Origin of the sequence: Ectopseudomonas composti (assembly GCF_900115475.1) — a bacterium.
GTDB lineage: Bacteria > Pseudomonadota > Gammaproteobacteria > Pseudomonadales > Pseudomonadaceae > Aquipseudomonas > Aquipseudomonas composti.
In genome coordinates this window covers 1-13,145 of record NZ_FOWP01000017.1, presented here as the reverse complement: position 1 = coordinate 13,145, position 13,145 = coordinate 1, and the positions used below count along the sequence as shown (strand labels likewise).

Sequence of the window (13,145 nt, the reverse complement as noted above, 5' to 3'; positions counted from 1 at the left end):
AACCTTAAAGATGCCTGAACGTATCAGGGCCAGCAGTGCCCATATCAGCCCGTCGGCGCATTACACCGGCTATGTGTGGTATCGCCACCATCTGGCCGAGCCGGCCTTCGTCACCACGTTCGGTAGTTTCGTGCACAAGCTGCTGTGGCCGCTGACCTGGGGGGCCAGGGCTGGTTTCGGGCTGGATATCGAGGCGTTCCTGCTGCAGCGCCACTTGCAGATCGACGCGCAACTCACTGCAGCCATCGAGCAGCAGGGTGTGCGCCAGGTGGTGGAGATCGCCTGCGGTCTGTCGCCGCGCGGCCGGCGTTTCTGCTCGCGCTACCCGCAATTGCAGTATCTGGAGGCCGATCTACCGGCCATGGCGGCGCGCAAGCGCCTGCTGCTGCATGGCGAAGGCTGGCTGGATGGCCGGCATCAGGTGCGCGCGGTGGACATCCTTGCCGAGTGCGGCAACCAGCGCCTCAAGGGGCTGTTCGCAGGCCTGGACCACAGCCAGCCGGTGGTGGTGATCACCGAGGGGCTGGTCAACTATTTCCCGCTGGCGCTGATCGAGGGGTTCTGGAGCCGGCTTGCCGCCGAGTTGGGCGAGTTCCCCAGTGCCACCTACCTGACCGAACTCTATCCGGATCTGCGTGAGCATCCGCGTTACCGTCAGTTGCGCTGGGGTGTCGACCTGATCGGCCGGCTCACTCGCGGCAGCTATCCGCTGCATTACCGTGATCACGACGAGATCGTCGCGGGCTTCCAGCGCTGCGGTTTCGCCCAGGTCCAGGTGCTCGACCCCAGCGCCGATGCGTCCAGCCTGGGTCTGCAGCCTTCGCGGTTGCCCGGACTGGTGCGGGTGATTCAGGCGCGGACTTAGGGGGCGCCGCGCGCACCGAGGCTTGCCGACGTTAGGCGCAGGCCGCAGCCGGCAGTGGCGCCGGATAGATGCGTTCGGCCAACGCCAGGCTGGCGTCGGCATCGGTATGTGGGAAGACGAAGGCCAGGCCCTGGTCGTCGTGACGCAGGGGCAGCAGCGCTTGGTTCGGCAGGTCTGCGTAGCTCAGTTGCCAGCCACGCAACGGCAGGTCTCGGGGCAGGTCGCCTTGTAGCCGCCCGCCGAAGAAACCCAGCTCGCTCAGCTCGACCGCCCATTGCTGGCCATCGGCGTGCTGAAGCCAGGCCTGACGTTGGCGCGGCGTATGGCGTGGCTCGCAACGTTTCTCCAGTTGCAATAGCTGCTCGCTAGCCAGCGGCGTGCTGCCGGGCGAGCGCAATGGCAGCGGTCGTTCGCTGAGGAAGGGGCGATACAGCGCCGAGCAGGCTTCGCGCTGTTCGAACTGGGCGAGGTGGTCGGCATGGTGGATCAGCACGCAGTCGGCCTTGGTACAGGCCGCAGCGAAGTGCGCGTGCTCCCAGGGCTGGGTGAAGTGGTCATGTTCGCCGGCCAGCACCAGGGTCGGGCACTGCGGGTGTGCGCTGAAACCACCAAAGGCCAGCAGGCGGCGGCTGTTCTGCCGGTAGCGCTCCACCTCGGCCGCTGACAGGCGCTGAATCTGGCGCAGTAGCGCCTTGCGAAAAACCGGGGCGACGCCGGTGTCCTGCAGTTGCAGTGGGTTGAGCAGGCCGGTCAGTGCGCCCTGGGCGAATTCACCGTTGCGCCCGTCATCGAGCAGGGCCAGGCCTTCCTCCAGCAATCGCCGGGCGCCCGGGCGAGCGAAAGCGGTGACGCCGGCCAGCAGCAGGCGCGCGCAGCGCTGCGGGTGGCGGACGGCGAACAGTGCCGCCAAGGCCGAGCCATAGGACAGGCCGATGGGCATCACGGGCGGTAGTTGCAGTTGTTCGGTGAAGCCGGCGATCAAGTCGGCCAGCTGTTCCAGGCCGAGCTCGGGGGCCAGTTGCAGATTGCTGCCCTGGCTGGGCAGGTCGAGGAGAATGACGGGATGTTCTACCAGCAGTTCATCGACCTCGGCGGCAAACGAACGAAAGCTCTGGAAGGCGCCGCCCAGCATCAGCACTGGCGCGCGGGTATCACATTGATGCGTCGAATAGGCCTGATAGTGCAGGCGCCAACCGGCGATCTCGATGACGTCGGGCGGGCAGGTGAGCAGGGCGGCGCTGTAGTCGGTGCGGTAACGCATGGGTGCACTCCAGTGTCTTTTGTTGTTCTTCTGGGTGGGGCGGCACACGGCGCCGTCTCGCCTGGTGCGGCAAAACCTCGCTTGCAAGGTAAACATCAGGGGGCGATTTGTTTACCCAACCTTCGGGCGGCCTCCGTTTCCGGGTGTCACCGTTGCGTTTCGCGAGCCTCTGCGGCGGGAATTGGGGCGTTACCGCTGGGGCCTGGTGGACGCGCTGTCTACCGCTTGCCAGACGCCGCTGGGCGCGGACTTGCGAGCCCGCTATAATCAGCCCCTTTTTCCAACTGCCAGACCTCCGCCGCCATGACCGAGTCCGTGCACGACTACATGATCCGCCTGGGCCAGGCCGCCCGCCAGGCCTCAAAGGTGCTCGCCCGCGCCAGCACCGCGCAGAAGAATCGCGCGCTGCAAGCCGCTGCCAATGCCCTCGACGCCGCTCGCGCCACGCTTGCCGCCGCCAATGAACTGGACCTGGCCGCCGCCCGCGCCAGCGGTCTGGAGCCGGCCATGGTCGACCGTCTGGCGCTGACCCCGGCAGTGATCGACTCGATGATCGAAGGCCTGCGCCAGGTGGCGACCCTGCCCGACCCGATCGGCGAGATTCAGGGCATGCGCTACCTGCCGTCCGGTATTCAGGTCGGCAAGATGCGCGTGCCGCTGGGCGTGATCGGCATCATCTACGAGTCGCGTCCGAACGTGACCATCGACGCCGCCAGCCTGTGCCTGAAGTCCGGCAACGCCACCATCCTGCGTGGCGGCTCCGAGGCCATTCATTCCAACCAGGCGATTGCCCGCTGCATTCAGCAGGGCCTGGCCGAGGCCGATCTGCCGGCAGCAGCCGTGCAGGTGGTGGAAACCACCGACCGCGCTGCCGTCGGTGAGCTGATCACCATGCCCGAATACGTCGACGTGATCGTGCCGCGCGGTGGCAAGGGCCTGATCGAGCGCATCAGCCGTGATGCCAAGGTGCCGGTCATCAAGCACCTGGACGGCGTCTGCCACGTCTATGTCGACGTTGCTGCCGATCTCGACAAGGCCATTCGCGTCTGCGACAACGCGAAGACCCAGCGCTATTCGCCGTGCAACGCCATGGAAACCCTGCTGGTGCACCAGGCCGTCGCCGCACGCCTGTTGCCGCCGCTGGCTGCCATCTACCGCGACAAGGGTGTGGAGCTGCGTGGCGATGCCGCCACCCGCGAACTGCTCGGTGGTGATGTGCTGGAAGCGAGCGAGGACGACTGGTTCGCCGAGTACAACGCGCCGATCCTGGCGATTCGCATCGTCGATTCGCTGGATGCAGCCATTGAGCACATCAACCACTATGGCTCGCAGCACACCGACTCGATCATCACCGAGAACTTCAGCGATGCGCGACGCTTCCTCACCGAGGTGGATTCCGCTTCGGTGATGGTCAATGCCTCGACCCGCTTCGCCGATGGCTTCGAGTACGGCCTGGGGGCGGAGATTGGCATCTCCACCGACAAGCTGCACGCACGCGGCCCGGTCGGCCTGGACGGCCTGACCAGCGAGAAGTACGTGGTCTTTGGCGACGGACACATTCGCACATAAATGAAACGGATCGGCGCCCGACGCATCGGCTTGCTCGGCGGTACCTTCAATCCGGTGCATATCGGACATCTGCGCGCGGCGCTGGAAGTGGCCGAATTCATGGCGCTGGACGAGCTGCGGCTGATCCCCAACGCCAGGCCGCCGCACCGTGATACGCCACAGGCAACGGCCGAGCAGCGTCTGGCCATGGTCGCATTGGCGGTAGCCGGTGAGACGCGGTTGACGGTCGATGATCGCGAGCTGCGTCGCGACAAACCGTCGTACACCGTGGACACGCTGGAGTCGGTGCGCGCCGAACTGGCAGGCGACGATCAGTTGTTCCTGCTGCTCGGCTGGGATGCCTTCTGCGGCTTGCCGAGTTGGCATCGCTGGCAGGAGTTGCTCGAGCACTGCCATCTGTTGGTGCTGCAGCGACCGGATGCCGACAGCGAGGCACCGGAAGCGCTGCGCGATCTGCTGGCCGCACGCAGTGTCAGCGACCCACTGAGCCTGAATGGTGCAAGTGGGCAAATCAGTTTCATCTGGCAGACTCCGCTGGCGATTTCCGCCACGCAGATTCGCCGTTTACTGGCAACCGGCCGCTCCGCGCGTTATCTGCTGCCGGATGCGGTACTGGCCTATATCCAGGCGCACGATCTGTACCGTGCGCCCAATGCTTGAAACGCCGCGCATGTGCACTGGCGTCCATTACACGAGGCAAATGAGTTTTTATGAGCAAGCAGAACATGCCCAGCGAAGAGCTGGTCAAGATCGCCGTGGCGGCGCTGGAAGAGATCAAGGCGACCGACATCACCGTGATCGACGTCAAGGAAAAGACCAGCATCACCGACTTCATGGTGATCGCCAGTGGTAGCTCCAGCCGTCAGGTCAAGTCGCTGGTGGAAAACGTGCTGGAAAAGGTCAAGGAGCAGGGCGTGCGTCCAATCGGCAGCGAAGGTCTGGACAGCGGCGAATGGGCCCTGCTCGACCTGGGCGATATCGTCGTCCACGTGATGCTGCCGACTGCCCGTCAGTTCTACGACCTCGAGCGCCTGTGGCAGGGTGCCGAGCAGAGCCGCGCGCAACATTCGGCCGAGTAAGCGCAAGCCGTGCGGATCAAACTGATCGCCGTCGGTTCGCGCATGCCGCGTTGGGTCGAGGAGGGCTGGCAGGAGTACGTCAAGCGCCTGCCTGCCGAACTCCCGCTGGAACTGGTGGAAATTCCGCTCAATACCCGCGGCAAGAATGCCGACGTCGCCCGCCTGATTCGTCAGGAGGGCGAGGCCATGCTGAGCAAGGTGCAGCCCGGCGAACGTATCGTCACGCTGGAGGTCCATGGCAAGCCATGGAGCACCGAGCAACTGGCGGCGGAGCTGGATCGCTGGCGCCTCGATGCGCGCAATGTCAACCTCATGGTCGGCGGCCCGGAAGGGCTCGCGCCGGAAGTCTGTGCGCGTAGCGAACAGCGCTGGTCGCTGTCGCCTTTGACGCTGCCGCACCCGCTGGTGCGTATCCTGCTTGGCGAGCAGATCTACCGGGCCTGGACCGTGCTGTCCGGCCACCCGTACCACAAGTGATCAAGTAGTCATGCCGCAGCCGATTCGCCTCAAGGATCACGAAAAGGACGCGCGCCTGGTCAAGCGCCGGGTGCTCGTCGGCGGCATGGTGATCATCCTGCTGACCTGCGTGCTGATCATGCGCATGTACTACCTGCAGGTGATTCAGTACGAGCATCACAGCACCCTGGCGGAAAACAACCGCATCCATGTGCAGCCGCTGCCGCCGACCCGCGGGCTGATCTACGACCGCAACGGGGTGATCATCGCCGACAACCGGCCGAGCTTCAGCCTCACCGTGACCCGCGAGCGCGCCGGCGACTGGCCGAGTGTGCTCGATACGGTGGTCGAGGTGCTGGAACTTTCCGAGGACGAGCGCACGCTGTTCGAGCGTCGGGTTCGTCAGGGGCGGCGCCCGTTCGAGCCGGTGCCGATCCTTTTCGAATTGTCTGAAGAGCAGATCGCGCGCATCGCGGTGAACCAGTTCCGCCTGCCGGGTGTCGAGGTGGCTGCGCAACTGGTGCGGCATTATCCGCAGCGGGAACACTTCGCTCATTCGGTCGGTTACGTCGGGCGCATCAACGAGCAGGAGCTCAAGCGCCTGGATCCGACTGACTACGCCGGCACGCACCATATCGGCAAGACCGGTATCGAGCGTTTCTACGAGGATGAGCTGCACGGTGAAGTCGGCTACGAAGAGGTCGAGACCAATGCCCGTGGTCGCGTGTTGCGCGTGCTCAATCGTGTCGATCCGAAACCGGGCAAGGACATCGTCCTCAGCCTCGATGTGAACCTGCAGGAAGCGGCGGAGAACGCCCTTGGCGGTCGCCGTGGTGCGGTGGTGGCCATCGACCCGAACAACGGCGAGGTGCTGGCAATGGTCAGCCAGCCCAGTTTCGACCCCAACCCGTTCGTCACCGGGATCAGCTTCAAGGCCTACGGCGAGCTGCGCGATTCCATCGATCAGCCGCTGTACAACCGCGTGTTGCGCGGTCTCTATCCACCTGGCTCGACGATCAAGCCGATGGTCGCCGTGTCGGGGCTCGATGCCGGCGTGGTCACGCCGCAGACACGGGTGTTCGACCCCGGCTTCTATCAGTTGCCCAACCACAGCCACAAGTACCGCAACTGGAACCGTAATGGCGACGGCTGGGTGGATCTGAACCTGGCCATCGCTCGTTCCAACGACACCTACTTTTACGATCTGGCGCACAAGATGGGCGTCGATCGCATGCATGACTACATGAGCCGCTTTGGCCTCGGCCAGCGCGTTTCGCTGGACATGTTCGAGGAAACCGCCGGCCTGATGCCCTCGCGTGACTGGAAACGGGCGCGTTACCGCCAGCCCTGGTATCCGGGCGAGACGCTGATTCTCGGTATTGGCCAGGGCTACATGCAGACCACGCCGCTGCAGTTGGCGCAAGCCACCACGCTGATGGCCACGCGCGGTAAGTGGATTCGTCCGCACCTGGCCAAGAGCGTCGATGGTCGCCTGCCGGTCGACCCCAATCCAATTCCGGATATCGTCCTGCGTGATCCCAAATTCTGGGATTACGGCATTCACGGCATGGAAGAAGTTCTGCATGGCGCCCGCGGCACCGCGCGCAAGGTCGGTGACAGCGCCGTCTATCGCATCGCCGGCAAGAGCGGTACGGCACAGGTGGTGGCGATCAAGCAGGGCGAGAAGTACGACCGTAACAAGGTGCAGGAGCGCCATCGCGACCATGCGCTGTTCATTGGCTTCGCTCCGGCGGAAAAGCCGCAGATCGCCGTGGCGGTGATGGTGGAGAACGGTGAGTCAGGCTCTGGCGTTGCTGCCCCAGTGGTCAAGCAGGTGATGGACGCCTGGTTGCTGGATAAGGAAACCGGTCAGCTCAAGGCCGAGTTTGCGTTACCCAAGTCTGCCGAGGTCAGTCAGCGATGATTAGCAATTTCGACCGTACCCTGTCCGACGAGGACGTACTGCGTCGTCGTGCCAGTCTGTTGCAGCGCATGCACATCGATGGCTGGTTGCTGTTGCTGTTGCTGATTCTGGGTACTGGAAGCCTGTTCATTCTTTATTCGGCCAGTGGCAAGAATGTCGACCTGCTGCTCAAGCAGGCCTCGTCGTTCGGCATCGGCATGGTCGCGGTGGTGGCGATCGCTCAGTTCGACCCGCGTTTCATGGCGCGCTGGGTGCCTCTGGCTTACGTGGTGGGCGTCGCTCTGCTGATGGTGGTGGAGGTGATGGGACATACGGCGATGGGCGCGACGCGCTGGATCAACATCCCTGGCGTGATCCGCTTCCAGCCTTCTGAACTGATGAAAATCATCATGCCGATGACCATCGCCTGGTACCTGTCACGGCATAACCTCCCGCCCCGTTTCAAGCATATCGTCGTCAGCCTGGCGATGATCGGTATTCCCTTCGTGCTGATCGTCAAGCAGCCGGATCTGGGTACCTCATTGCTGATTCTCGCCTCGGGCGCCTTCGTGGTGTTCATGGCCGGCCTGCAGTGGCGCTGGATCATTGGTGCCGCCGCTGCCGTTGTGCCCGTCGCGGTGGGCATGTGGTACTTCGTCATGCACGATTATCAGAAGCGCCGCGTGCTGACTTTCCTCAACCCGGAAAGCGATCCACTGGGGGCTGGCTGGAACATCATCCAGTCCAAGGCGGCCATCGGCTCCGGCGGTGTATTGGGCAAAGGCTGGCTGCTGGGTACTCAGTCGCACCTGGATTTTTTGCCGGAAAGCCATACGGACTTTATCATTGCCGTGCTCGCGGAGGAGTTCGGCCTGGTCGGCGTCTGTCTGTTGTTGCTGCTCTACCTGCTGTTGCTGGCGCGTGGCCTGGTGATCACTGCCCAGGCGCAGACGCTGTTCGGCAAACTGCTGGCCGGGGCGCTGACCATGACCTTCTTCGTCTACGTATTCGTCAACATCGGCATGGTCAGCGGGCTGCTGCCGGTGGTTGGGGTTCCGCTGCCTTTCATTAGTTATGGCGGAACCCATCTGGTCACGCTGTTGTCAGGCTTCGGGATATTGATGGCGATTCACACACACAGAAAGTGGATCGCTCAGGTTTGATTTTGGGGGTTTTGAGTTAATGCATTCTCTGCGTAGTTGGGCCGCTCGTACGTTCATCGGGGTTGGCGTCGCCGGCATGCTCGGCACCAGCGCCCAGGCGCTGGCAGCCGATTACGACGGCTCGCCGCAGGTGGCCGAGTTCGTCGAGGAAATGACCCGCGACTACGGTTTCGCCAGTGAGCAGCTGTACGCCCTGTTCGCCGAGGTCGAGCGCAAGCAGGCCATTCTCGACGCCATTTCGCGTCCGGCAGAAAAGGTCAAACCCTGGAAGGAATACCGCCCGATCTTCATCACCGACAAGCGTATCGCCCAGGGTGTGGAGTTCTGGAGCAAGAACCAGGCTGCGCTGGAGAAGGCCGAGGCTGAGTACGGTGTGCCGCCGCAGTTCATCGTCGCGATCATCGGCGTAGAGACCTTCTACGGTGGTAACACCGGCAGCTGGCGCGTGATGGATGCTCTGTCGACCCTGGCGTTCGACTACCCGCCGCGCGCGCCGTTCTTCCGCAAGGAGCTGCGCGAGTTCCTCATGCTGACCCGTGAAGAGCAGGTCGACCCGATTACGCTCAAGGGCTCTTACGCCGGTGCCATGGGCCTGCCGCAGTTCATGCCGAGCAGCTTCCGCGCTTACGCCGTGGACTTCGACGGTGACGGCCACATCAACATCTGGGGCAACCCGACCGATGCCATTGGCAGTGTTGCCAGCTATTTCAAACGTCACGGCTGGCAGGCCGGCGGCCAGGTCGCCAGTCGCGTCGAGGCCAGCGGTGCGCGCGTCGACGAAGGCCTGACCCAGGGCCTGGACCCGGTGAAGAACGTCGCCGAGCTGCGCGAGCTAGGCTGGAAGAGTCAGGACAAGCTGGCTGAAGACGCGCCAGTCACCGCGTTTCGTCTGGAAGGTGCCGAAGGCGACGAATACTGGTTCGGTTTGCCCAACTTCTACACCATCACCCGCTACAATCGCAGCGTGATGTATGCCATGGCGGTCAACCAACTGGCCGAGCTGCTGGTCGAAGCACGGGGTAATCGATGAGTGCGTCAAAACTGCTGCCGCTGGCAGCCTGCGTAACGGCAGCGCTGTTGTTGGCGAGCTGCTCCTCCAATCGGGCACCGCAGCCTGCGGTAGCACCCGGTCAGTCGGCCGGTCTCTCCGGGCCGGACGATTTCAACCGCCCGCATCGTGATGGTGCACCCTGGTGGGATGTCGATGTCTCGAAGATTCAGGACGCCATTCCCATGCCGCACTACGGGCCGGTCAAGGCCAGCCCCTATGTGGTGTTCGGCAAGCAGTACTACCCGATTCAGGACGCGCGCCGCTATCAGGCAGTCGGTCCGGCGTCCTGGTACGGCACCAAGTTCCATGGCCAGGCCACTGCCAACGGTGAGACCTACGATCTCTACGGCATGACCGCTGCGCACAAGACCCTGCCGCTGCCCAGTTACGTGCGCGTGACCAACCTGGAGAACGGCAAGGTCGTGATCCTGCGGGTCAATGACCGTGGGCCGTTCTACTCCGATCGCATCATCGACCTGTCCTTCGCGGCGGCGAAGAAGCTCGGCTATGCGGAGAAGGGCACCGCGCGGGTCAAGGTCGAAGGTATCGACCCGCATGAGTGGTGGGCGCAGCAGGGCCGCCCGGTACCGCTGGTGCTGGCCAACAACCAGCCGGCCAAGGCTGCTCTTGCCCAGCCGGTTGCCCAGCCTGTGCCGCAGGTCGTCGAGCATTACGCGCCGCCGCCCGCCCAGCACGCCGCTGCGGTGGTGCCGGTACAGATCGACGCAAAAAAAAACGATTCACTCGGAGCCTCTGGCCTGTATCTCCAGGTGGGAGCCTTCGCCAATCCGGACGCTGCGGAGCTGCTCAAGTCCAAGCTGAGCCAGACCAGCAGTGTGCCGGTGTTCATCAGCTCAGTGGTGCGCGACCAGCAGATTTTGCATCGGGTCCGGATGGGGCCGATCAGCAACCAGGGCGAGGCTGAGCAGTTGCAGAGCAGCGTGCGCCTGGCCAATCTGGGACAGCCCACGCTGGTACGCGCCGACTGATGGCAACTTAACCGGTTTTTGCCGGACTAAATCCGAGGCTTGCCTGGTGGCGAGTCGAAAGATGGCCTTTCGGGGCCGTACAACCCATGCAACGATTTTCGAGAGACGGATGAACATCACCAGCTTCGTGCAACGTGCTTCACTGGTTCTTACCCTTCTGGCCGCGCCACTCGCCATGGCCAACCAGCAGGTGGTGCCTGCGGCGCCGCAACTGGCCGCCAAATCCTACGTGCTGATGGACGCCGCCAGCGGCAATGTCCTGGTCGAGAACAACGCTGACGAGCGCCTGCCGCCAGCCAGCCTGACCAAGCTGATGACTGCTTACATTGCCACCTTGGAAATCCGTAATGGCAAGATCGGCGAGAAGGATCTGGTGACCATCAGTGAGCACGCCTGGCGCACCGGTGGTGCCGCTTCCGGTGGTTCCACCATGTTCCTGCCGCTGAACAGCCAGGCCACGGTCGACGATCTGCTGCACGGCATCATCATCCAGTCCGGCAACGATGCGAGCATCGCCATCGCCGAGTACATCGCCGGTAGCGAAGACGCCTTCGCCGACATGATGAACACCACCGCCGAGCGTCTGGGCATGAAGAACAGCCACTTCATGAATGCCACTGGCCTGCCGCATCCGGAGCACTATTCCAGTGCCCATGACATGGCAATCCTGGCTCGCGCGATCATCAACGAAGATGCCGAGCACTACGCGATCTACTCGCAGAAGGAGTTCCTCTGGAACAACATCAAGCAGCCCAACCGCAACCTGTTGCTGTGGCGTGATCGCACGGTCGATGGCTTGAAGACCGGTCACACCCAGGAAGCCGGCTTCTGCCTGGTGGCCTCGGCCGTACGTGATGGCGCGCGTATGATCACCTCGGTATTCGGTACCGACAGCGAGCAGGCTCGCGCCGCGGAAACCCAGAAGCTGCTGACCTATGGCTTCCGCTTCTTCGAAAGCCGCACCTTCTATCAGAAGGGCGCTGAGCTGGCTCAGGCCACCGTCTGGAAGGGCGCTGCGCATCAGGTCAAGGCGGGTCTGGCGGAGAACCTGACCATCACCATGCCCAAGGGCCAGCTGGAAAAACTGCAGGCCAGCATGACCCTCAACCCGCAGCTGATCGCACCGATCCAACAGGGCGACGTGATCGGCAAGGTCGAAGTCAAACTGGGCGACGACGTGGTGCGCAGCACCGATCTGGTGGCGCTTGAGCCGGTAGAAGAGGGCGGCCTGCTGCGTCGTCTGTGGGACAGCATTCGACTGTTCTTCTTCGGCCTGTTCAACTGACGGGGAACGCTGGAAACGACCCACATTGTGGTCCAGCATTGAAAACAGGCGGAGCGATGCCCATTTACCCCTGGTAAAGGGTGTTGCTCCGCCTGTTTCATTCAGCCTGTTTCCCTGGTCGCCGAACCTTGTGCTGATTGACTTGTCGAGGCGCCCTGACTTATCCAGTCCGCTCCAATCCGGGGCGGCCCTTTCTGGACGGGCCACAAGCCCGCTGATGACATGACCGATAGCGACGTTCAAGCACCCAAAATCGAATTCCCCTGCGAGCGTTACCCGATCAAGGTGATCGGCACTGCCGGTGAAGGATTTTCCGATCTGGTGATCGAAGTGATCCAGCGCCATGCGCCCGATCTGGATACCTCCACCCTGGTGATGCGCGACAGCCGCAACGGTAACTTCCTTTCCGTTCAGGTATTGATCACAGCCACCGGCGTCGAGCAGTTGCAGGCGATTCACGTCGACCTGCGCGCGACTGGTCGTGTGCACATGGTGCTGTGAACGCAATGCCTGAGCTCATCGTCCGTTACCTCGGACTGGTCGATTACCAGCCCACGCTGGAGGCCATGCGTCGGCTGACGGTCGGGCGTGACGCGCAGACGCCGGATGAAATCTGGTTGTTGCAGCATCCCAAGGTCTTCACTCAGGGCCAGGCCGGCAAGGCCGAGCATGTGCTCGCTGCGGGCGATATTCCGGTGATCCAGGTCGAGCGCGGCGGGCAGGTGACTTATCACGGTCCCGGGCAGTTGGTGGCCTATCTGATGCTGGATCTGCGCCGCCTGGACATGGGTGTGCGTGAGCTGGTCACCGCCATGGAACAGAGCCTGGTCGACCTGTTGGCCGGCTATGGCATCGAGGCTGCGCCCAAGGCGGATGCGCCGGGCGTGTACGTGGTGGGCGACAAGATCGCCTCCCTGGGGCTGCGCGTCAGCCGTGGCTGCTCCTTCCATGGTTTGGCGCTTAACGTCGATATGGACATGTCGCCGTTCCTGCGCATCAACCCTTGTGGTTACGCCGGGTTGAAGATGGTGCAGGTGCGTGATCTGCTGCCATCGCCGCCCGCGTTCGACGAGGTGGCGCAACGTTTGGAGCAGACGCTGCGCGCCCGTCTGGGTTACGCGTAGCGTGTCGTGGTGCCGCCCAAGCGGCATGATATTGGCGATTTCTTGGTGCGCACGGTGTTCAGCCGGGGGACATAGGTAACGGGTGTCGGGAGACATAGGTAACGCATTTAGGCTTACGGGGTTCATCGAATCGGGAGATCGAGTGATGCCGTGGCCGGAGCGCAGCACTATGTCGATAAGGCGTGAATTTGTTCTGTTGGCGGGGCAACCCGAAAGCAATGTGCGGGAGCTTTGTCGCCGGTATGGCGTCAGTCCCAGGACTGGTTACAAGTGGTTGGATCGGTACCGTGAGCAAGGTGATACGGGCCTGCAGGATCGATCTCGGCGGCCTTTGAGCAGCCCAGGGCGCAGCGATCCGGAGTTGGAGCAAGCGGTGGTGCAATTGCACCACCGCTACCCC

The 13,145-nt window shown here is 63.2% G+C and carries 14 protein-coding genes; 13 read left to right on the top strand and 1 reads right to left on the bottom strand.

The window, feature by feature from the left end; all coding sequences use genetic code 11:
• Window positions 1-10: 10 nt before the first annotated feature.
• Entirely contained in the window at window positions 11-865 is an 855-nt protein-coding gene (locus BM059_RS22785; RefSeq protein WP_074941461.1) for a class I SAM-dependent methyltransferase, read from the top strand.
• Between the two features lie 31 nt (window positions 866-896).
• Here BM059_RS22785 and BM059_RS22780 read toward each other — a convergent pair whose 3' ends face one another.
• Window positions 897-2,126 carry an alpha/beta fold hydrolase gene (locus BM059_RS22780; protein ID WP_074941460.1) on the bottom strand — a complete coding sequence of 410 codons (1,230 nt, stop codon included), beginning with the start codon at window positions 2,124-2,126 and terminating at the stop codon, window positions 897-899.
• A gap of 303 nt (window positions 2,127-2,429) precedes the next feature.
• Between BM059_RS22780 and BM059_RS22775 the strand changes: the two genes are divergently transcribed.
• The 12 genes from BM059_RS22775 to BM059_RS22720 form a co-directional block, all read left to right on the top strand.
• Window positions 2,430-3,695 carry a glutamate-5-semialdehyde dehydrogenase gene (locus BM059_RS22775; protein ID WP_074941459.1) on the top strand — a complete coding sequence of 422 codons (1,266 nt, stop codon included), beginning with the start codon at window positions 2,430-2,432 and terminating at the stop codon, window positions 3,693-3,695.
• The gene (gene nadD, locus BM059_RS22770) at window positions 3,696-4,355 is read left to right on the top strand and encodes a nicotinate-nucleotide adenylyltransferase (RefSeq protein WP_074941458.1); all 660 of its coding nucleotides are present in this window, start codon (window positions 3,696-3,698) and stop codon (window positions 4,353-4,355) included.
• A gap of 65 nt (window positions 4,356-4,420) precedes the next feature.
• Window positions 4,421-4,774: a ribosome silencing factor gene (gene rsfS, locus BM059_RS22765; protein WP_036998344.1), complete on the top strand. Its 354-nt coding sequence runs from the start codon at window positions 4,421-4,423 to the stop codon at window positions 4,772-4,774.
• 9 nt (window positions 4,775-4,783) lie between these two features.
• Window positions 4,784-5,251 (top strand): 23S rRNA (pseudouridine(1915)-N(3))-methyltransferase RlmH, encoded by a 468-nt coding sequence (rlmH, locus tag BM059_RS22760; RefSeq protein ID WP_013717179.1) that lies wholly within the window; start codon window positions 4,784-4,786, stop codon window positions 5,249-5,251.
• A 10-nt stretch (window positions 5,252-5,261) separates the two neighbouring features.
• Window positions 5,262-7,154: a penicillin-binding protein 2 gene (mrdA, locus tag BM059_RS22755; RefSeq protein WP_036998269.1), complete on the top strand. Its 1,893-nt coding sequence runs from the start codon at window positions 5,262-5,264 to the stop codon at window positions 7,152-7,154.
• On the top strand, window positions 7,151-8,296 hold the full coding sequence (gene rodA, locus BM059_RS22750; RefSeq protein WP_036998267.1) for a rod shape-determining protein RodA: 1,146 nt from the start codon (window positions 7,151-7,153) through the stop codon (window positions 8,294-8,296). The genes mrdA and rodA overlap by 4 nt, the downstream gene beginning before the upstream one ends.
• Window positions 8,297-8,315: 19 nt before the next feature.
• Window positions 8,316-9,326 carry a lytic murein transglycosylase B gene (gene mltB, locus BM059_RS22745; RefSeq protein ID WP_074941457.1) on the top strand — a complete coding sequence of 337 codons (1,011 nt, stop codon included), beginning with the start codon at window positions 8,316-8,318 and terminating at the stop codon, window positions 9,324-9,326.
• Entirely contained in the window at window positions 9,323-10,336 is a 1,014-nt protein-coding gene (locus BM059_RS22740; RefSeq protein WP_074941456.1) for a septal ring lytic transglycosylase RlpA family protein, read from the top strand. Before mltB ends, BM059_RS22740 begins: the two co-directional genes overlap by 4 nt.
• Before the next feature lie 109 nt (window positions 10,337-10,445).
• Complete coding sequence (locus BM059_RS22735; RefSeq protein ID WP_074941455.1) at window positions 10,446-11,621, top strand: D-alanyl-D-alanine carboxypeptidase family protein; 1,176 nt, start codon at window positions 10,446-10,448, stop codon at window positions 11,619-11,621.
• Between the two features lie 222 nt (window positions 11,622-11,843).
• Window positions 11,844-12,122, top strand: coding sequence for a DUF493 domain-containing protein (locus BM059_RS22730; RefSeq protein WP_074941454.1), 279 nt, complete (start codon window positions 11,844-11,846; stop codon window positions 12,120-12,122).
• A 5-nt stretch (window positions 12,123-12,127) separates the two neighbouring features.
• Window positions 12,128-12,745 (top strand): lipoyl(octanoyl) transferase LipB, encoded by a 618-nt coding sequence (gene lipB, locus BM059_RS22725; RefSeq protein ID WP_074941453.1) that lies wholly within the window; start codon window positions 12,128-12,130, stop codon window positions 12,743-12,745.
• 145 nt (window positions 12,746-12,890) lie between these two features.
• Window positions 12,891-13,145 (top strand): helix-turn-helix domain-containing protein (locus BM059_RS22720; RefSeq protein WP_139220747.1); only part of this gene is annotated, 255 nt, incomplete at its 3' end.